Below are 20,235 nucleotides of genomic sequence, written 5' to 3' on the forward strand. Positions count from 1 at the left end.
CGGCCCATAGTGCACTACTCTGGCACGTATGAGCACGCGCATAGTTGGTCCCCTGTCCGCCACCATGATCGCCGCCGGCGCTATCGGCCTGCTTGCCGCTAGCCCCAGCGCCCATGCGGAAGCACCGCCAGTGACTATGGTGTCCTCCGCGGATTATCAACAGTTGAGAGACAATTATGTGGGTGATTTTGCGGGGGTATTCTCCTCCGCGGAGACTACCGCCATTAGCGACTCGCTACGCCAGGGCTTTCAGGATCATGGGCGGCTGCTTTATCTGATTTTCGAGTCTGATTATCAGGGCACCGGCACCGAGCGGGCCGAGCAGTGGTTCCAGCAAATGTCGGGCGATAACGTGGCGATCATCTCGGTGGACGTATCCTCGCGCGCCTATGGCTACCACGGTGGTTCCGAGTGGTCGGAGTCGGAGCTCAAAGACATTGTTAATGCCGGCCTGCCTGCCCTGGGAGACAGTAACTGGGCTGCGGGGGCGCAGACCATGGCTGATACTTATGCCTCCTCTGGTTCTTTGAGCGGCGAGGAGATTGGCTGGCTCGGCGGCGGTGCCGTTGCCGTAGTGGGCGCCGGCGGCGGGCTGTGGTACGCCTCGAAGCGGCGGCGCCGGAAGGAGCAGCGCCAGCAGATCGAACAGGCCCGGAAGTTCCGCTCCGATGACGTGGATAGCTTCCGCAGCCTCGATACCGAGGTACTGGCCGAGCTGGCGGAAGAAGAACTGGTCTCGACGGATGAGTCCATTCGCCGCGCCCAAGAGGAGCTGCGTTTGGCAAAGGCCGAGTTCGGTGAGATCCGCACCCGCCAGTTCACCCAAGCTCTCGAGTCCTCGCAGCGCACCCTGCACGAGGCTTTTGCCGTCAAGAGCGCCCTCGATGCCGGGAGTTTCCGCGGCGAGCGGCGCGATGGGCTGGTGCGGATCGTGACCTCCTGCGCGAGCGCCGATGATATTCTCGACGCCCGCTCCGAGGACTTCGCGCGGATGCGCAATGTCTTGCTCAATGCCTCGGAGAATCTGGATCGGCTCACCCAGCGCATCGTGGATGTGCGCACTCGCCTGCCGCGCGCCGAGGAGCAGCTGGACCAGCTGCGTTCCCGCTATAGCGCTAGCACCTTGGGGTCGATCACCGACAACGTGGAAATGGCGGAGAAGCATCTCTCCCAGGCCGAGTCCACCCTCGATACCGCCCGCGAGCACGCCCAGCTGCCGGCGGGCGAGCAGTCCGATGTGGTGGATTTGATCACCGGCACCGAAAAGCTCGTGGACCAGGCCGATCAGCTGCTGGCTGGCGTGGAGCACGCCGAAACGAATATCGCCGGCGCGCGTGCCGCCCTGCCGGGGCTGATCGAGGAGGTCCGTGCAGAGCTGCGTGAGACCGAGGATCTCATGCGGCGCAGCCGCAACACCGGTGTGCGGGTGGATGAGCAGCGTGTCAGCTCCGTCACCCAGCAGGCCGAGCAGGCGGTAGCCCAGGCGCAGGAGCAGGGCGAGGCCGATCCCTTGGCCAGCCACGCCACCCTCACCGAGGCCGATGGCGAGCTCGATCTGCTGCTCGAGACCCTGCGCACCACCTCGCGCGTCGGCGAGGAACTGCTGCGGCGTCTCGACAGCACCTTAGCGTCTGCGGATCGTCTCATACAGTCCACAGAGGATCTGGTGGCCACCCGTGGCCGAGTTATTGGGGCGCGGCCACGCACCCTGCTGGCCGAGGCTATCCAGCTGCGCTCGCGAGCGCAGCAGCTGCGCAGCACGAATCTGCGGGGCGCGGCCGATACCGCTGTGGAGGCGCATCGCGCCGCTGATCGCGCCTACCGCGCGGTAGAAGACGAGATTTCGAAGTACAACGATCGGCACCGCTCCTCGGGCAGTACCTCGGGCGCATTTGTGGCCGGCATGGTGATCAACAGCCTGCTCAGTGGAGGCGGTGGCGGCGGCTTCAGCGGCGGCGGAGGCTCCTTCGGCGGCGGTGGCGGCGGCGGTTCCTTCGGTGGCGGCGGCCGTTTCTAGTAGCGCGGCCGCCTGATCGGCGAATCCACCACCACGCAGGCCCATGTCAGCACCACGGCGTCGATAAGCGGAATCTCTGCATGGGCCGGGCCGTTTTCTATCTCGACGCGGCCAGACACCCGCGGCCGGGTGAAGGCCGCGATGGCGCCATCGGAGGTGGTGATGGCGCGTTCTTTGCGCCAGACCGAGCAGCGATCCAGCTTGTAGCGCCGATCGCCGCACTCGGCCTCGAGAGAGGTAATGGTAAAGCCTGATTGGCGCACGCACATCATCTCCCCGTCCGCGGCGGTAGCGCGGAAGCTGAAGGAGGTGGTGCCGGGGGTGTATTCCACGAGGAGGCGCTGGCCGTCCACGTAGATCACATCGGAGCGCACGTGGGCGATGAGGAGATCATCGCGGTCGAGCAGCTCGTTTTCATCCCACACCCACACCCATGGCGATTGCCCAGGGGTAGTAGAGACTCGCTGCTCAACCATGATCGTGCGCCCTTTCTATCGGTACTTAAAGCAGGAACACGGCCAGCGCCAAGATGGTGAGCAACACCAAGGTGGCGATGATGATGGTGGATCGCGACTCGAGACGGTTCTCCAATGCGATACGCGCCAGCCAAGCGAGGAACACGGCTTCTTCGTGGCTGAGTAGATCATCGGAGGGAAGATCGCTCAGATCCAGCTCGACGTCGCGAACCCCCGAGTTGAAGCCAGTGAATTGGCCCAGCTTGGTACCGTCGTGATCCTCCACCACCCAGTTATTGGCGGATTCATTGACCACGCGCAGTGCCCGGCCATTGGCGTCCACGGTGAACGCCTTGGCCTTGGTGAACTTGGTGCCAGCCTCTTCGGGCTTCGCGCTGTAGACGCGGCCGTCCGGGGTGGTGGCAGAGGCGCCGTCATCGGGGGCCACATGGAGACGCCACGGCTCGCTGCCGCCCACGCTCATGCGCCCAGATACACCCTCTTGGGTAATCACGTCCACGGCCACCACATCCGCGCCTTGACGCAGCTTCATGACGGTGCCGGACTCGCCCTTTTCGCGGCGCGACCACTGCAGATTCTCCATGTGCACTACTCCTTAGCAGCCAATGAGGCGCTGAGCCAGATAGCCCTGCAGCTGGTCGATGGAGACGCGCTCCTGCTCCATGGTGTCGCGCTCACGCACGGTGACTGCGTTGTCCTCGAGCGTGTCGAAGTCCACGGTGACGCAGAAGGGGGTGCCGATCTCGTCGTGACGACGGTAGCGGCGGCCAATAGCACCGGAGACGTCATAGTCGATGGTCCAGTACTTACGCAGCTCATCGGCCACCTTCTCGGCAGTCGGGGTGAGCGTTTCCTTCTTGGACAGGGGCAGCACAGCCACCTTGATCGGAGACAGGCGGGGATCGAGCTTCAGCACGGTGCGCTTATCGACGCCACCCTTGGCATTCGGGGCCTCGTCCTCGGTGTAGGCATCGCAGAGGAATGCCATGAGGGCGCGAGTGAGGCCAAAGGAGGGCTCGATCACGTAGGGCACATAGCGATCGCCGCTCGCTTGGTCGAAGTAGGACAGGTCCTCGCCGGAAGCGGTGATGTGGCTGGAGAGGTCGAAATCGGTGCGGTTGGCCACGCCCATGAGCTCGCCCCAGGGGTTGCCGCTGAAGTCGAATTTGTACTCGAAATCGATGGTGCGATCGGAGTAGTGGGCGCGCTCGTCCTGCGGCACATCGAACTGGCGGATGTTCTCGGGGTTGATGCCCAGATCGATAAACCAGTTCCAGCAGGCATCGACCCACTCGTCGAACTTCTCCGGCGCTTCTTCCGGCTTGACGAAGTACTCGATCTCCATCTGCTCGAACTCGCGGGTACGGAAAATGAAGTTGCCCGGGGTGATCTCGTTGCGGAAGGCCTTACCCACCTGGCCGATACCGAAGGGCGGCTTGAGGCGGGCGGTCGTCATCACGTTTTTGAAGTTGATGAAGATACCCTGGGCGGTTTCGGGGCGCATATAGTGCAGGCCCTGCTCATTATCGACGGGGCCGAGGTAGGTCTTCATCAGGCCCGAGAAGAGCTGCGGTTCGGTCCACTTGCCGTCCTGGCCGGTCTCGGGATCCTTGACGTCGGCGAGACCATTAGCCGGCGGGTGGCCGTGCTTCGCCTCATAGGCCTCGAGCAAGTGGTCGGCGCGGTAGCGCTTGTGCGTGTGCAGGGACTCCACCAGTGGGTCGGTGAAGGTCTCGACGTGGCCGGAGGCCTCCCACACCTGGCGCGGCAGGATGATCGAGGAGTCCAAGCCCACCACGTCGGCGCGGCCCTGAACGAAGGTGCGCCACCACTGCTTCTTGATGTTTTCCTTCAGTTCCACACCCAGCGGGCCGTAGTCCCAGGCCGAGCGGGTGCCGCCGTAGATCTCACCGCATGGATACACCAGACCTCGGCGTTTGCAGAGATTGACCACGGAATCGACAACAGATTGCTGTGCCACAGGAAGCTCCTCTTTTAGCGTCTACACATGTAAGTCTCAACCATACTATCGCTAGGGGCCGCAGCCGCTGTCATCTCCTCGCCCGAGAGACGTCCCTTCCCTGATGTAACCGTTTTCATTTCAATTTCGATAAACCTTAAAGGAAACAGATGACAATACTGTGACGGCCCCATTGTGGGGCTTACACTAATGCCTGATGATCCCCGTCTCGGCGATAACAGCCCCGCCGAGTGATTGTTCCCCTGTAACTCGAAGGAGTCAGTTCGATGGCTACCCGTAACGACCCGACCATCCCCAAACTTGGCGTGCGTAGCACCAGGCAGCGTGCGGCTGTGGTGAATGTTCTCCGCGATCTGGACGCCTTCGCTTCTGCGAAAACGATCCACGAGGAGCTCACCCGCCGTAATTACCGAGTGGGCCTGACCACCGTGTACCGCACCCTGCAGTCCTTGGCCGACATTGAGGCCGTGGACGTGCTGAACATGGCCTCTGGGGAGACGCGCTACCGCCATTGCGACACGGAAGGCCATCACCACCACCTGGTCTGCACCGACTGCGGCAAGACCGAGGAAATCGAGGGTGGCCCCGTGGAGGAATGGGCCCAGCAGGCCGCCCAGGCTCATGGTTTCAAACTCACTGCCCATACCGCCGAGGTCTTCGGCTTCTGCGCCGAGTGCGCCCCGCGCCACTCCGCCCCTTAGGCACTAGAACGGGGCGGGCTCGTCCGCCTCGGACTGCACCTCAGTGCCGTAGATCGCCTCATTCTTCTCGCGCCGCACCTGGTGCTTGCGCCGCATCCGCTCCTCCAGCGTCAGCCGGCGCATATCCTTGATCACTCCCTCCGGCACGGAGGTGGCTTCTTCACCGTCCTTGGAGCGCCAGATAGTGGTGCCCTGCGGATCCATCTCGACGGTGTACTCCCCGAGAGTCTTGAGCCGGTGATGCTTGGTGCACAGTGGATGCAGATTCCACGTCGCTGTCGGGCCGCCTCGGTTATATTCCTGGAGGTGGTCCATCTGGCATTTCGATGCCGCCGTGGTACACCCTGGGAAGTTGCAGCAGCCATAGCGGGCGATCACCTCGTGCCGCTGCGACTCCGTGGGTTGATAGGAATCCACCTCCGAATCAGAGAGCAGCTGTAGCGCGGTCACCTGCTTGAGCAGCTCGTCTGTGGCGTATTCCGATAGCCACCCCTGCTCGGGAGTCCACGCCTGCTTCTCATACCAGTTGGCGTAGACATGAAAGACCACCTTGGTGTTGGTGTTCTGCGTCATCAGCTCCACGAGCGCATCCGTCTGCGAGATCCCCCGCTGCGCGGCCACTTGGGTGATCGCTCCCATCACCTGGTGGTAGCGATGATTCTTCAGCTCGATGTCGATATAGCCGGTCTCGCCCTCGGGATTGTCCCAAAAGCTCACTGACTCCTGCGTCGCTCGGCGCGGATCTTTCTCCCCGCTGGAATCCACCCCGAGCGGATCCACCCGCACCAAGATGTCGTTGATGCGCCGGCGCAACCAGTAGCGCCCTTTGAGCTGCTGATTATTGCGCCGCGGCAGCACATCGAGCAGGAAATTCAGCTCAAAGTCCACTCTTTTCTCCGGCGCAATCCCCACTAATGCCGAGGCAAGCGTCAGCAGGTGCGAGTCATTGAAAATTGGCCTCAGGCGCAACACCGCCGCGAGCAGCGGGAAGTCCCGGAAAAGCTGGGAGAGCTCAAGGAGCGTCACCACGAAATTCTCGGTACACCCTAAAGGCCCAGCAAAGCGCGCCGCGGTATATTCCACCGCATCGCCCTCCCCCGCCCTCTCCGCGAGATAATCGATCAGCTCGATGCGGCGACGATTCACCTCGAGGGCGCTATACGGTAGTGTCGCCAGCTCGTGACTATAGCGACAGTCTGTATTGTTAATGCGTTCGAACACCGCATCCCATAGCGAATGGGAACTATAGATAGTACGGATCCCTGCGGGTAATTGACCTTCTTCTAGCTGCGCAAACATTATTCCCCCTGCACGCTATTTTTACCTAACCTTTTCCCCTTAGAACTATCGTCTCGCATAGGTGTTCGATAGTCAATAGCTGCGCACGAGTTTTTTAGACAGGGCAGCGTCGTCGCTGCGCCCAGCCAGCAGCCCAGCCAGCAGCCCAGCTAGGAGATGCTGGTACCGAAGATCGTGCCCAATAGCCACGTCACGCCCGCCGCGCCGAGACCAATGGCCAGCTGCCGCAGCGCCCGCTTGGCCGGCGGCCCGCCGGAGAGTACACCCACGATGCCGCCGGTGAGCAGAAGGGAGAGACCAACGAGCACGGTGCTAATCAGCGCGGCCGTAGCGGTGGAGAGGACAAAGAGGAAAGGCAGGATGGGAATGAGGGCACCACCGGCAAAGAACGCGAAGCTCGACAACGCCGCTGTTACTCCTGTGCCCACGGAGCTGGTATCGGAGGACGCATCGCTCAATTCGGCTGGGGTCTGGGCATCATGTGCGGTGCGGATACTCTGCAGCACGGCCCGCGCTTTGTTCTCGGCCTCCTGCTGATCAATCCCGCGGGCACGATAGACCAAGGCGAGCTCATTGGCATCAAAGTCGAGCTGCGGCAGGGCGCGGCGCACCTCGGGATCGGGGGTGGATGCCTCGAGGAGCTCTTTTTGCGACTGCACCGAGACGTACTCCCCCGCCGCCATCGAGAGTGCACCAGCCAAAAGACCAGACACGCCAGTGAGCAGAATAACGTTTTGGGATACGCCGGAGCCCACGACACCGAGCACGAGCGCTAGGTTAGAGACGAGACCATCGTTGAGGCCAAAGACCGCAGCGCGAAATCCACCGGATATGCGCTCCCGCGATCGCGCCGCGAGGCCGCGGACGACCTCGGCGTGGATGCGCTCATCGGCCTGCATCTGGCTGGTGGCGTCTTGGTCCTCCTCATAGGGGCTACGCGACTCCGCGTTTTGCATCAGCGCCAAGGTGAATACCGATCCGAAGTGTCGCGCCATAAAAGCCATAAACCGCGTGGAGAAATCCGGCCGCAGGGGCATGCCCACTTCGTCGCCGAGAAGGGTACGCCAGTGCTGCTCATGCCGAGACTCCGCATGGGCGATACGCAGCAGGATCTCGCGCTCTTCCCCTGACTTGCCGCGGGCGAGCTCTCGGTACACGGCCGCCTCGGCACGTTCATTGGCGAGGTATTGGCGCCAGCGCTTGACTTGCTTGGGGCTGGCAGTACTCAGCAGCCGCGCGGCCTTCTTCCCTCTCGCCTCATGGCTTCCTGCGGACGTCGCTTTGTCTGACATTTCTCTCCCAGCTCACGCTTGCGCCACGTCGCACGCTATATGTTCACGCGCCACGGCTCATGAAGACGATACGTGGCCGATTACCACGTGATCGCCGGTATCTTAACCCCTCGTGGCGGCGCTGCCAACCGGGGTTGATCATGGGATATGGATGAAATTTTTATTTCACTCCGCCGAATCGGCGATCGCGGCGGGCATATTCTTCCACTGCGGCGAAGAGGTCCTGGGGAGTGAAATCGGGGAAGAGCTTGTCTTGGTAGACCATCTCGGCATACGCGGACTGCCAGAGCAGAAAGTTCGAGGTGCGCTTCTCTCCGGAGGGCCGCAAGAAGAGGTCCACATCGGGCATATCGGGCTCGTCGAGGAACTCGGAGAAGCGCTCCTCGGTGATAGCGCCAGGCGAGAGCGTCCCAGCGCGGGCTTGGCGGGCGATCTCACGGGCGGCGTCAACAATCTCGGCTCGGCCGCCGTAGTTGACGCACATAGCCAAGGTCATGCGGGTGTTGGCGGCGGTGAGCTGCTCGGCTTCTTCTAGCTCGCGGATGACGCTGCGCCACAGCCGCGGGCGGCGGCCTGCCCACCGCACCCGCACGCCCTTCTCGTTGAGCACATCGCGCTGCCGCCGCAGCACATCGCGGTTGAAGCCCATGAGGAAGCGCACCTCGTCCGTGCTGCGCCGCCAGTTCTCGGTGGAGAAGGCGTAGGCGGACAGATAGTCCACACCCAATGCGAGGCAGGCATCCACCACATCCATGAGCACGGCTTCGCCGCGTTTGTGGCCCTCGGTGCGCTTGAGGCCGCGTTCCTTAGCCCAGCGCCCATTTCCGTCCATGACCAGCGCAATATGGCGCGGAATAAACTCGGCGGGAATGTTCGGCGGGGTAAGTGCAGATGAATTCACTCCCTCATTGTGCCATTAATCCGCCCGCAGGCTGAGCACACCCCGCTCGAGGTGGTATTGCACGTGATCGGTGATCAAACGGTGCGCTGTATCCACCAGCGCCGCCCACTGCACCGGATCGGCCTGCTGGGCGCGGGCCATGGCATCATAGCGGCCGTGCGCCATCCACCACATGAGCCGGAGCGCCTCGGTGGGCACGGTGGAGGCACCGGGTGGCCGGCATTCGGCGCATACGGCCCCGCCGGAGCCGGGGTCGAAGCCGCGGTGGGGCCCCGGTTTATCGCAGTGGGCGCAGTTGAACATTTCGGGCAACCAACCGGCGCTGCCCATCGCCTGCAAGAGGAAAATATCGAGGCTGAGCAGCGGAGTGTCATCGTGGCGCAGGGAGTCGAGGGCGGCGGCGGCGAGATCGAAGAGGGCCGCATCGGGCAGATCCGCCAGGGAGAGCTTTTCGGCAGTTTCGAGCACGGCGCAGGCCGCACTGTAGCGCTGATAGTCCTCGATGATGCCCGATGCGTAGTAGTTCACCGTGTCTGCGCCGGTGATGAGCGCCAGGTTCTTGCCTGGGTAGCACTCGACGTCGAGAAGCACGAAGCGCTGGATCCGTGAGCCGAAACGCGAGCGGGCGCGGCGCACGCCCTTGGCCACCGCACGCACCAGACCGTGCTCGCGCGTGAGCAACACGACGATGCGATCGGCCTCGCCGAAATCATAGGTGCGCACCACGAGGGCGCGGTCGCGGAAGCTGCCGCGTCGCACGCGTGAGGACCTCCCCTAAAACCCGAGTCGTCCCAAGGACTTGGGATCCTGCTGCCAGTCTTTGAGCACCTTAATACGCAGGTCGAGATAGATATTATGGCCCAGCAGCTGCATGATCTCTTGGCGGGCGTTGTGCACGATGCGCCCATAGCGGCGATCGGCCTTACCCATGAGGATCTTCTTCTGCCCAGGCCGCTCCACATAGATCACGGCGTGCACGTTTTTCACCCCGGGGCGCTCGGGATCGTCCAGCACCTCGTCGATCTCCACGGCCACCGAGTGCGGCAATTCCTCTTTCAGCCCGCTGAGGGCGGCCTCGCGGATGAGCTCGGCCATGCGCTTCTCGGTGGAATCGTCGGTGATGTGATCGTCGGGATAGAACTTCGGTCCCTCGGGCAGCAGCCCCACAATCACGTCCATGAGCACATCGAGCTGCTCGCCCGACATGGACGAGACCGGCACGAGTTCCGCCTCAGGCCCGAGCAGCTCATGGGCCTGCAGCAGCCGCTCGGCGATGGTATCGCGGCTGACCTTATCCACCTTGGTGATCACGCCCAGCAGGGTGGTGTGCGGCGCCACCTTGCGCACGTTCTCCACGATCCACCGATCGCCGGGCCCGATCTTCTCATCGGCGGGAATGGTGATGCCGATGACGTCCACATCGGCGTAGGTCTCGGCCACCATCTCATTGAGGCGCTCACCCAGCAGGGTGCGCGGGCGGTGCAGCCCTGGGGTATCCACGATGACCACCTGCGCGTCCTCGCGGTGCACGAGCCCGCGAATAGTGTGACGCGTGGTTTCCGGCTGATCGGCGGTAATGGCCACTTTCTCGCCCACCAGGGCGTTCATCAGCGTGGACTTGCCGGTATTGGGCCTTCCCACGAAACTCACAAAGCCGGAGCGGAAACCTTCAGGTGTATCGGTGAACATGCGCTTAAGCATACGCGATCAGCGTTGCGGCTCTTCGTCCTGCTCCGCTGGCTTATCGACGCTGACCACCACGGTGACAATACGCATCCGGCCCTTGCGATCCGTACCGCCTTCCGCGGTCAGAGTGAGCCCGTGGGTGTGGGTGCTGGAGCCGGGCAGGGGCACACGCCCTAGGCCGAAGGCCATGAGCCCGCCCACGGTGTCCACGTCGAGGTCATCGTCGAACTCGAGATCCTGCTCGAGTTCCTCGGCCACAAACTCCTCGAGCTCGTCGAGGGAGAGCTTGGCGTGCACGCGGTAGCACCGCTCGGAGATCTTCTCGATGGGGGCAATTTCATCGGAGTCGTACTCGTCGGCGATCTCGCCCACGATCTCTTCCAGGATGTCCTCGATGGAGATCAACCCAGCGATGCCGCCGTATTCGTCCACCAACATCGCGATGTGGAAGCGCTGCAGCTGCATCTCCTGCAGCAGCTCGTCGAGGGACTTCGAATCGGGTACGAAGCTGGGCGCGCGCATCACATCGGTGACGGCCACGCTCCGGCCGCCATCGGTGGAATAGTAGGTCTGCTGCACGAGGTCCTTGAGATAGACCACGCCCACGATATCGTCCACGTTTTCCCCGATCACAGGGATGCGGGAGTAACCGGAGCGCACACACAGCGAGGTGGCCTGGCCGGCATTCTTGTCCTGCTCGATCCACACCATCTCGGGGCGCGGCACCATCACTTGGCGAGCCGTGGTGGAGGTGAGGTCGAAGACGGACTGGATCATCTTGCGCTCGGAGTTTTCCACGATGCCGTTCTCGAGGGCCATGTCCACCATCTCGCGCACCTCCACCTCGGAGGCGAAGGGGCCATCGCGGAAACCATCGCCGGGGGTGAGCTTATTGCCCACCCAGATGAGAATGCGGCTGATCGGGCCCAGCACATAGCCGATGGCAGAGAGCACCACGGCGGAACGCAAAGAGACCGTGTAGGGGTTCTTGCGCCCCACGGTGCGGGAGAACACGCCCACCACGAGATAGTTGATGAGGCTGAAGCCGAGCACCGCGATCAGCAGCGCCCAGGCCTTGCCATCGATCAGGTCCACGGTGAACAGGGCAATGAGCACCGCCGCGATGGCGTCGAGAAGCGTGCGCAGCAACACCAAGAGATTGATGTTGTCGGCGCGGCGCTGCAACACCTTCAGGAGGGTTTTGGACCCCTCCTTCTCGCTTTTGACCATCTCCTCCACACGGGCGGGAGAGATGGAACTGACAGCGGATTCAATGGTGCCGAAAGCCGCGGAGGCGATGGTGGCGACCACTGCCCCGAGGACGAAGATGAGCAATAAGGTGGGGTCCATAAGTTAGGGGCGGGGCTCCGCGATCGGCGGAATGTGTCCTTCTGTATCGGTCAGGGTCTCGTCCAAACCGGCGCGATCGGCCGCGCTGGGAAAAGCAGATGCCCCCGAGGGCTTGGCGGGAAACTCGAGCTCGCGCTCGTGGATGTCATCGTACCAGTCGGCCAAAAGCTCATTTTGCAGCGCGAACATCTCCCGTTCCTGCTCGGGCTCAAGGTGATCGAAGCCCATCAGGTGCAGGCAGCCGTGCACGGTGAGCAGCGCCAGTTCGTGGGAAAGATTGTGTCCGGCCTTGGTGGCTTGGCGCTCGGCGAACTCGGGGCAGAGCACGATATCGCCCAGCATGGCCGGGCCGGGGTCGGCGGCGTCGGGGCGCCCACCGGAACCGGGGGTGAGCTCGTCCACGGGGAAGCTCATCACATCGGTGGGGCCTTCTAGATCCAGCCAGCGCACATGCAAATCGGCGATGGTGTCGAGGTCCACGATGTGGATGGATAGCTCTGCGGCTGGGTTGATGTCCATGCGTCGCAAAGCGAAACCGGCGACGTCGATGAGTGCTTCCTCGTTGACGCCCGGATATCCGGACTCATTAAAAATCTCGATGCTCACTGCTGGGCCTTCCGCTTGAGCTGGCGTTCATCATACTCGTCATAGGCATCCACGATGGCGCCCACGAGCTGGTGGCGCACCACGTCCTCGGCGCCGAGATCGGCGAAGTAGATATCCTCTACCCCGGAGAGGATCTCGCGGATAATGCGCAACCCGGACTTCTGCCCACCAGGCAGATCCACCTGCGTGATATCGCCGGTGACCACCATCGTGGAGCCAAAGCCGAGGCGGGTAAGAAACATCTTCATCTGCGCCGGCGTGGTGTTCTGGGCCTCGTCGAGGATCACGAACGCATCATTCAGGGTGCGGCCGCGCATATAGGCCAAGGGCGCCACCTCGATCACGCCGGCCTCCATGAGCTTGGTGATGGCCTCGGGGTCCATCATGTCGCGCAGCGCATCATAGAGCGGCCGCAGATAGGGGTCGATCTTGTCATTTAAGGTGCCGGGCAAAAAGCCCAGCTTCTCCCCCGCCTCCACGGCGGGACGAGTGAGAATGATGCGCGACACAGCCTTGGACTGCAGAGCCTGCACCGCCTTGGCCATGGCCAAATAGGTTTTACCGGAGCCGGCCGGGCCGATACCGAAGACCACGGTGTGCTCATCGATGGCATCCACATAGTCCTGCTGGCCGCGGGTCTTGGGGCGAATCACCTTGCCGCGGCGGGCCACGATCTCCTGGGCCAGGCGGCGATTAACGCCCTCGGGGGCCTCGACGCTCACCATGGTGATGGTGTGCTTGACCGCATCGCGGGTGATTACGTGCCCCCGCCGCGCCATGGCCTGCAGCTCGTTCAGCACGCGGCGCGCCCGAGCCACCACGGGGGCGGGCCCGGTGAGGGTGACCTCGTTGCCGCGCACGAAGAAATCGCAGGCCAGCTGGTTGTCGAGGACCTTGATGTTCTCGTCATTGATCCCGCAGACCGCCTGGGCCAGCTGCGGCTCGATGCTATAGCTCAGCGATGCGGTTTCTGTGCGCTCGTAGATTCCCACGTGCTCTCTTTCTTGTCCTTTCCGGAGTGTCCACTGCAGCTTAACGTAGATGCCAGCGCGGAGTGCGCGAACCAATCGCGGCCAACGCCACCAGCCCGGCGCTGGCCGTGCGCAGCACCTCGGGGCCGAGCAACACCGGCTGGGCGCCCGCCACGCGAAAGGCCGCCAGCTCCTCCTCACTGATCCCGCCCTCGGGGCCGACGATGAGCATGATCTCTGGGGCATCAACGGTGGCGGTGCCCAGCGACTCGGTGGCTTCCTCGTGCAGCACATAGGCCAGCCCACCGGCGGCGGTGAGGGCGTCGATGCGCTGCACAATGTCAGCGGTCTGGTGCAGCTGCTCCACCTCGGGCACGACGGGGCGGCGGGACTGCTTGGCAGCCGCCACCGCGGTGCTCACCCATTTGCCGTGCAACTTGGCGCGCTTCTGCGCCGGCCACTTGGCGATACACCTACTGGCTTGCCAGGGAATGAGGGTATCGACCCCTCCCTGGGTGGCGAGATCCACAGCGAGCTCCGCCCGCTCGGATTTGGGCAACGCCTGGACGATGCTCACCCGTGGCCGCGGCGCGGCCACCTCTTCCACCGCGCAGACAATCAGCTCCACGCGCTGCTTGCTGGGCGGGGCGGCGATCTCGCAGCGCAACACGAGGCCGCGGCCATTGCTCAGCCGCAGCTGCTCGCCCGCGCCGAGCCGCATCACGGTGCCGGCGTGGGTGGCCTCTTGGCCGCGCAGCTCCACGCGCGCGCCCACCGGCGGGGCCGCCGCGAGCTCGGGGTCCAGAAAGAGTGGAAGGGACACTGCTCTTACCTGCGGAAGCGGCTGCGGACGCGGTCAAAGAAACCCTCGCCCTCACGGTCCTGGCTATGCACCTTGACCGACTCGGAGGACTGGGCACGCACCTTCTCCAGCAGCTCGCGGGAGGCGTCGTTGAGCTCGGTGGGCACGATGACGTCGAGGTGGGCCACCATGTCACCGGCGCCCTCGGCGCGCAGCTTCGGCATGCCGGCGCCGTGCATGCGTACGGTCTGTCCGGGCTGAGAGCCCGGCTGGATGTCCACTGTCAGTTCCTCGCCGCGGAGATCGGTGACGGTGAGAGCGGCGCCGAGCGCCGCATCCACCATGGGCACCTTCGCGGTGAAGTGCAGGGTATCGCCATCGCGGGTGAATACCGGGTGCGGCGTGGTGCTGACCTCCACGTAGAGATCGCCGGCCGGCCCGCCGCCGTGTCCGACCTCGCCCTGGCCGGCCATGCGAATGCGCATGCCGTCGGCGATGCCCTGCGGAATAGACACCACGAGATCGCGGCGCTTGCGCACCCGCCCCTCGCCCGAGCACTCCGAGCAGGGATCCTTGATGATCTCGCCGAAGCCTTGGCAAGCGCGGCAGGGGCGGGATGTCATCACATTGCCCAGGATGCTGCGCTGCACCTCTTGGATCTCGCCGCTACCATGACACGTCCCACAGGTCTCGGGCGCGGACTTGGACTCCGAACCGGTGCCCTCGCAGCGATCGCAGAGCACGGCGGTATCGACGGTGATGTCCTTCTTGACGCCGCGGAAGGCCTCCTCTAGGGAGATCTCGGTGCGCAGCAAGGCATCGTTGCCGGGCTGCACCCGCGAGCGCGGGCCGCGGCCGCCCCCGCCGGCGCCACCGAAGAAGGCTTCGAAGATATCGCCGAAGCCGCCACCGGAGAATCCACCGCCGTAGCCGCCTTGAGCGCGCTGCTCCATCGGGTCCCCGCCCATGTCCACGATGCGGCGTTTCTCGGGATCGAGCAGGACTTCTTGGGCCACCGAGATCTCGCGGAACTTCTCCGCTGCCTCCTCGGTATCGTTGACATCTGGGTGGTACTTGCGGGCCAGCTTGCGATACGCCTTTTTAATCTGCGCATCGCTTGCCGATGAGTCCACGCCCAAGATTCCGTAGTAGTCACGAGCCACGAGTCTTAATCTTTCCCCTAAGTAGTTGTATATTGACAGTGCTCAAACACCGATAGCTTAGTCTCCTCCCCTACAAGGAGAAACTTCACGGGATTATTCCCCGTGATATTCATCCGTGAGCACCCGCGACACATAACTGGCCACGGCCTGCACCTTGGACATGGTGCCGTAGTAATCCATATAGGTCGGCCCCATCACCCCCATGCCACCTAGGCGTTCGCCGGTGCCATAGCCGGTGGCCACCAGCGAGGTGTGCTTCAGCTCCGACTCCTCGTGCTCGTCGCCGATGGAGACGCGCACGGAGCCGAGATCGTGGGCATTGGAGAGCAGCTTGAGCACCACCACTTGCTCCTCCAGCGCCTCGAGCACCTCGGGGAGCCCTTGAGGAAAGTCGCCACGGGCGCGGCTGAGATTGGAGGCACCGGCCAAGATGAGGCGATCGGAGGGCGCCTCCACGAGGGTCTCGATGAGCACGGTGGCGCAGGTGATCACGGGAATACGGATGTCGTGCGGCGCATGGGAGGCGAGATCCGCCAGCGCCACCGAGGCATCGGAGAGAGTGTGATTGCCCAGGGCCCGGTTAAGGGCGTGGCGCAGCTGCCCCACTTGTTCCGGCTCGATCACATCCTCGAGCTCCACATTGCGTTGCTCCACCCGGCCGGTATCGGTGATGAGCACGAGCAAGAGCCGCACGGGGCTGAGCAGCACCACCTCGCAGTGCTTGACCCGCGAGACCTGCAGCATCGGCATCTGCACCACCGCCGCTTGGCGGGTGAGTTGGGAGAGCAGCTGTACGGCGCGCCGCAGCACATCTTCAAGATCCACCCCTTCCTCCAGGAAGGAGAGGATGGCGCGCCGCTCGGGCAGCGAGAGCGGTTTGACGTCATGAATAGAGTCCACGAAGCTGCGATAGGCCTTCTCCGTGGGAACCCGCCCCGAGGAGGCGTGAGGCTGGGTGATAAAACCCTCCGATTCCAGCACCGCCATGTCATTGCGGATGGTGGCCGAGGACACCCCGAGGTTATAGCGCTCCACCAGCGACTTCGACCCCACGGGCTCCTGAGAGCTGATGTAATCGGCAACGATCGCGCGCAGCACGCGGACACGCCGCGCATCAGTGGCTGTGGACATGCATCTACCTCCCTCTTAACGCACCAGCCTAGTGCTCCTCCTCCGCGAGCAACAGATCGGCGATGATCCCATCGGCCAAGAGGCGCCCCTGATCACTCAGTCTGAGCCGGTGCTTATCGACGCTCAGTAGCTGGCGATCGACGTAGCGGTCGATCGTCTCCGCAGCAGCCGGGTCCAGCGCGCTCCGCGCTATCCCCTCGCGCATGCGCAGGCCCAGCATAATCTGCTCGGTGTGGCGGTCGCTAGCACTGAGCTGCTCCGTCTCCTGAATCGGCAACTCGGCGCGGCCGAGCCGCTCATAGTAGCGTCGCGGATGCTTGACGTTATAGAAGCGCTGGTCGCCGATATGCGAGTGCGCCCCAGGCCCAGCGCCCCACCAGTCGGCATCGCTCCAGTAGCCGATATTGTGCCGGCACTCCCCGCCCGGGCGGGCCCAATTGGACACCTCATACCAGTCGAGCCCGGCCGCTTCGAGGCCCTGGGAGATGAGCTCATAGCGGCGGGCCATCACATCATCGTCGGGTGCCGGCAGCTGCCCGGTGCGCACCAGCCGACCCATTTTGGTGTTGGGTTCCACGATCAGCGCATAGGCAGAGACGTGGTCCACCCCGGCGCCCAGGATCGTCTCCAGCGTGAGGCGCACATCATCATCCGTTTCGCCCGGGGTGCCGTAGATCATGTCGAGGTTCACGTGCTCGAAGCCGGCGGCGTGCGCCTGCTCCGCTGCCGTGGCGGCACGTCCTGGGGTGTGGGTGCGATCGAGGGTCGCCAGCACCGATTCGCTGGCGGATTGCATCCCCAAAGACACGCGGGTGAAACCGCCCGCGCGCAGCTGCTCGAAATAGCGGGCCGAGGTGGATTCCGGATTGGACTCGGTGGTGATCTCCGCATCGGGGGCGAGATCATAGTGCTGGCGGATTATGCCCAGAATGGAGACGAGTTTCTCCGCGCCGAGCAGCGAGGGCGTGCCCCCACCGATAAAGACCGTGTCCACCACGCGATGGCTGGTAGCGGCGGCCGAGAGCTCCAGCTCGATGGCCAATGCCTGGAGATAGGACTCCGGGGAGGAGGCGCTACCGAGCTCGCCCGGGGTGTAGGTATTGAAATCGCAATATCCACAGCGCGTGGCGCAAAAGGGCACGTGAATATACACGCCAAAGGTGCTCATGGCTGCTCTCATGCACCCCGGTCGCTGGCGTGCATGCGGCGACGCACCGAGGCCACCACGCCGTCGATCCACGCCCGCTCGGCGAGAAACTCGGGCGGGTGGGAGCCGCGGGCAGCCGCGGCATAGGACGGGTGGGCGCGGGCGACGGTCTCCAGCCAGCCCTCGGCGCAGGCGTGCACCAGCCGGCGGGTGCGGGTGAACATGGTGGCTAGGCTCACGCTCTCAAGGTCTGCGGCGGCACAGGCAGTCTGGTCCAGCTCCCATTCCACAATCGCGGCGAGCTGCTGGGTGGCCAGTTCGGTGCGACCCTGCATGGCGTTGCTCAGCGCCGGCACCGACATCGGGCTGGATAGCGCGAAGGAGGTGGAGAGCAGGTGGGCGTCGACAAGCTGCGGGCGCGCATATCGCTCCGTGCGCTTGCTAGATTCCCACACGCCCATGGACCCGGCGCGCAGCCCGCTGATGAGGGCCTGGCGGATGCCGTAGAGCTCCGAGACCACCACGCGGGCGTCGTTGATGGCTTCCACCGCGATCTCGTCGAATTCGAGGAGGCATTCCTCCACGAGCTCGGCGTCCCAGTCGGTGATGGCTTCGGCGATGTGCTCGATGTATTCGGCCACTTCATCGCCGATGTTGTACATCTCTTGAGTGAGCTCTTTGAGGCGCAGCTTGGCGTCAAGTAGCTCCACGTGCTGCTCCTTTACTCGCTGGGACGGGCGGGGTGTCATCTGCGCGTACGACTTTAAGCCAGTTCTAAGAAAAAAGGGGGATGCCTCGCCGGGTGTGGCCCGATGGAGACATCCGCCCTAGGTAGTCCTGCGGCTAGTTCGTGCGGTAGAGCACGTCGATCTCTTCCGAGAAGCGCCGCACCACCACGTTGCGCTTGACCTTCAAGGTGGGAGTGAGCTCGTTTTCTTCTTCCTTGAGGTCCCGGTCCAGGATGTAGAACTTCTTGATCGCCTCGGCGTGCGAGACCATCATATTCGCGGAGTTGATCGCGTCCTGGATTTCGGCGCGGAGCATGGGATCAAGGGCCACATCCTTCACGGACTTGGAGAGCGGGATATTGCGCTGCGCCTTGAAGTGCTCGAAGGCCTCCGGCTCCAGGGTGATGAGCACGCCGACGAAGGGCTTGCCATCGCCCACCACCAGCGCCTGGGAGATCAGCGGGTGGGAGCGCAGCTGATCCTCCAGCGGGCCGGGCGAGATATTCTTGCCGCCGGCGGTGACAATGAGATCCTTCTTGCGCCCGGTGATCTCGATGTGGCCGGATTCGTAGATCTCGCCGAGGTCGCCGGTGTTGAACCAGCCATCCTCGTCGAAAGACTCGCGATTGGCCTCCTCATTATTCCAGTAGCCGCGGAAGAGGGTCTGCCCCTTGAACATCACCTCGCCCTCCGAGGACAGCCGTGCGGACACGCCGCCGACAGGGCGGCCGACGGTGCCGATGATGTTGTCATCAAAGTTCACCGCGGCGGCGGCGGTGAGCTCGGTGAGACCATAGCCCTCGTACACCGTGACGCCGATGCCGCGGTAGAAGTGCAAGAGATCCCGGTCCATGGCGGCGCCGCCGGAGATGCAATAGCGTACCGAATTACCGAGGGCGGCGCGGAGCTTGGAATAGACCAGCTTGTCATAGGTGGCGTGCCGCCACTGCAGGGTCTTGCTGGGGCCTTCCTCGGTATCGAGGGCCTTGGAGTATTCGCGGGCGGTCTTTTCCGCCTTCTCAAAGATCGCATCCTTGATCGGGCCGGCCTGCTTGGCGTTGAGCGCGGCGCCGTTGCGCACCTTCTCGAACACGCGCGGCACGCCCAAGATGAGATGCGGGCGGGAGCGCTGGAACTCCACCGGCAGAGTGGAGAAATCGGACCAGTGGCTCTGGGTGGCGCCAGAGATCACCACGGCCAAAGAAACAGCGCGTGAGAACACGTGTGCCAGCGGCAGGAAGGTGAGCACCCGATTGCCTGGGGCGGCCACCTGGCCGATGGGGTGCGTGAGCAAGGCATAGGCCTCGGCCAACCAGTTGTGGTGAGTCAGCATGCACCCCTTGGGGCGGCCGGTGGTGCCCGAGGTGTAGACCAAGGAGGCGAGATCCTCGGAGCGGGTCTCGGCAATGCGCTCCTCCACCGCGGCATCTTCCACCTCACGGCCTTCAAACATAATGGTGTCCACGGCGGAGGCATTAATTTCTAGGATGCGGCGCAGCTTCGATGCCGAACCGGAGAGCCGCGGTACACCATTCTCGTCCACCAGCAGGTTACGCATGAGTGCGGTGTGCTCTTGGGATTCGGTAAAGGCGAATACCGCCCCAGAATCCTCAATAATCCACTGCACTTGGCTGAGCGAGGAGGAGCCATAAATCGGCACCGACACGGCGCCGGCCGCCCAAATGGCGAAATCAATGAGCGTCCACTCATAGCGGGTCTCGCAGAGCAGGGCCACGCGATCCCCCTTCTGTACTCCATTGGCAATTAAGCCCTTGGCCACCGCATAGACTTCCTCCGCAAATTCTTGGCCGGTGACATTAACCCATTCAAAGTTCTGCGGCCGGGTAAACATAATGCCGTAAGGGCGGGAGCGGGCGGTCTCCAGCATGGCGCTCAGGCATGTGTCGTGCTCGCCGATGCTGTACTTCGCGGGGGTGGAGTACTCATTCACCATGCTTATTGTGGACCTTTCTATCAACCGGGC

The 20,235-nt window shown here is 63.5% G+C and carries 19 protein-coding genes; 2 read left to right on the plus strand and 17 right to left on the minus strand.

All coding sequences use genetic code 11. The features are described 5' to 3' along the window. Window positions 1–28: 28 nt before the first annotated feature. Entirely contained in the window at window positions 29–2,017 is a 1,989-nt protein-coding gene (locus GBB11_RS10845; RefSeq protein ID WP_192796348.1) for a TPM domain-containing protein, read from the plus strand. Here GBB11_RS10845 and GBB11_RS06505 read toward each other — a convergent pair. The 3 genes from GBB11_RS06505 to GBB11_RS06515 are packed head-to-tail and all read right to left on the minus strand — an operon-like array spanning window position 2,014 to window position 4,474. After that, the gene (locus GBB11_RS06505; RefSeq protein WP_151529174.1) at window positions 2,014–2,493 is read right to left on the minus strand and encodes a hypothetical protein; all 480 of its coding nucleotides are present in this window, start codon (window positions 2,491–2,493) and stop codon (window positions 2,014–2,016) included. The genes GBB11_RS10845 and GBB11_RS06505 overlap by 4 nt on opposite strands. A gap of 25 nt (window positions 2,494–2,518) precedes the next feature. Beyond that, window positions 2,519–3,076 (minus strand): hypothetical protein, encoded by a 558-nt coding sequence (locus GBB11_RS06510; protein ID WP_151549268.1) that lies wholly within the window; start codon window positions 3,074–3,076, stop codon window positions 2,519–2,521. Window positions 3,077–3,088: 12 nt separating this feature from the next. Further along, window positions 3,089–4,474: a glycine--tRNA ligase gene (locus GBB11_RS06515; RefSeq protein ID WP_151529172.1), complete on the minus strand. Its 1,386-nt coding sequence runs from the start codon at window positions 4,472–4,474 to the stop codon at window positions 3,089–3,091. 266 nt (window positions 4,475–4,740) lie between these two features. Between GBB11_RS06515 and GBB11_RS06520 the strand changes: the two genes are divergently transcribed. Beyond that, the gene (locus GBB11_RS06520) at window positions 4,741–5,175 is read left to right on the plus strand and encodes a Fur family transcriptional regulator (RefSeq protein ID WP_151549269.1); all 435 of its coding nucleotides are present in this window, start codon (window positions 4,741–4,743) and stop codon (window positions 5,173–5,175) included. Between the two features lie 3 nt (window positions 5,176–5,178). Here GBB11_RS06520 and GBB11_RS06525 read toward each other — a convergent pair whose 3' ends face one another. From GBB11_RS06525 to GBB11_RS06590, 14 genes are all read right to left on the minus strand, one after another. Then, window positions 5,179–6,321 carry an HNH endonuclease signature motif containing protein gene (locus GBB11_RS06525; protein ID WP_151549270.1) on the minus strand — a complete coding sequence of 381 codons (1,143 nt, stop codon included), beginning with the start codon at window positions 6,319–6,321 and terminating at the stop codon, window positions 5,179–5,181. 302 nt (window positions 6,322–6,623) lie between these two features. After that, on the minus strand, window positions 6,624–7,766 hold the full coding sequence (locus tag GBB11_RS06530; RefSeq protein ID WP_151549271.1) for a VIT1/CCC1 transporter family protein: 1,143 nt from the start codon (window positions 7,764–7,766) through the stop codon (window positions 6,624–6,626). 160 nt (window positions 7,767–7,926) lie between these two features. Then, window positions 7,927–8,667, minus strand: a complete 741-nt coding sequence (locus tag GBB11_RS06535; RefSeq protein ID WP_151549272.1) for an isoprenyl transferase — start codon at window positions 8,665–8,667, stop codon at window positions 7,927–7,929. A gap of 15 nt (window positions 8,668–8,682) precedes the next feature. After that, window positions 8,683–9,426, minus strand: a complete 744-nt coding sequence (gene recO / locus GBB11_RS06540) for a DNA repair protein RecO (protein WP_151549273.1) — start codon at window positions 9,424–9,426, stop codon at window positions 8,683–8,685. Between the two features lie 15 nt (window positions 9,427–9,441). Further along, entirely contained in the window at window positions 9,442–10,356 is a 915-nt protein-coding gene (era, locus tag GBB11_RS06545) for a GTPase Era (RefSeq protein WP_151549274.1), read from the minus strand. Window positions 10,357–10,374: 18 nt separating this feature from the next. After that, window positions 10,375–11,703, minus strand: a complete 1,329-nt coding sequence (locus tag GBB11_RS06550; protein WP_151549275.1) for a hemolysin family protein — start codon at window positions 11,701–11,703, stop codon at window positions 10,375–10,377. A gap of 3 nt (window positions 11,704–11,706) precedes the next feature. Next, window positions 11,707–12,309: an rRNA maturation RNase YbeY gene (gene ybeY / locus GBB11_RS06555; RefSeq protein ID WP_151549276.1), complete on the minus strand. Its 603-nt coding sequence runs from the start codon at window positions 12,307–12,309 to the stop codon at window positions 11,707–11,709. After that, window positions 12,306–13,301: a PhoH family protein gene (locus tag GBB11_RS06560; RefSeq protein ID WP_151549277.1), complete on the minus strand. Its 996-nt coding sequence runs from the start codon at window positions 13,299–13,301 to the stop codon at window positions 12,306–12,308. Before GBB11_RS06560 ends, ybeY begins: the two co-directional genes overlap by 4 nt. 40 nt (window positions 13,302–13,341) lie before the next feature. Beyond that, window positions 13,342–14,103 (minus strand): 16S rRNA (uracil(1498)-N(3))-methyltransferase, encoded by a 762-nt coding sequence (locus GBB11_RS06565; protein WP_151549278.1) that lies wholly within the window; start codon window positions 14,101–14,103, stop codon window positions 13,342–13,344. Between the two features lie 5 nt (window positions 14,104–14,108). After that, on the minus strand, window positions 14,109–15,245 hold the full coding sequence (gene dnaJ / locus GBB11_RS06570) for a molecular chaperone DnaJ (protein WP_151549279.1): 1,137 nt from the start codon (window positions 15,243–15,245) through the stop codon (window positions 14,109–14,111). A gap of 93 nt (window positions 15,246–15,338) precedes the next feature. Then, window positions 15,339–16,376 (minus strand): heat-inducible transcriptional repressor HrcA, encoded by a 1,038-nt coding sequence (gene hrcA / locus GBB11_RS06575; RefSeq protein ID WP_151549280.1) that lies wholly within the window; start codon window positions 16,374–16,376, stop codon window positions 15,339–15,341. Window positions 16,377–16,404: 28 nt separating this feature from the next. Continuing rightward, window positions 16,405–17,544, minus strand: a complete 1,140-nt coding sequence (gene hemW, locus GBB11_RS06580; protein ID WP_225979145.1) for a radical SAM family heme chaperone HemW — start codon at window positions 17,542–17,544, stop codon at window positions 16,405–16,407. An 8-nt stretch (window positions 17,545–17,552) separates the two neighbouring features. Continuing rightward, window positions 17,553–18,233, minus strand: coding sequence for a hypothetical protein (locus GBB11_RS06585; protein ID WP_151549367.1), 681 nt, complete (start codon window positions 18,231–18,233; stop codon window positions 17,553–17,555). 133 nt (window positions 18,234–18,366) lie between these two features. Beyond that, window positions 18,367–20,205: a long-chain fatty acid--CoA ligase gene (locus GBB11_RS06590; RefSeq protein WP_151549282.1), complete on the minus strand. Its 1,839-nt coding sequence runs from the start codon at window positions 20,203–20,205 to the stop codon at window positions 18,367–18,369. Between the last annotated feature and the right edge of the window lie 30 nt (window positions 20,206–20,235).

Source organism: Corynebacterium sp. 74A (genome assembly GCF_008930665.1).
Taxonomy (GTDB): domain Bacteria; phylum Actinomycetota; class Actinomycetes; order Mycobacteriales; family Mycobacteriaceae; genus Corynebacterium; species Corynebacterium megadyptis.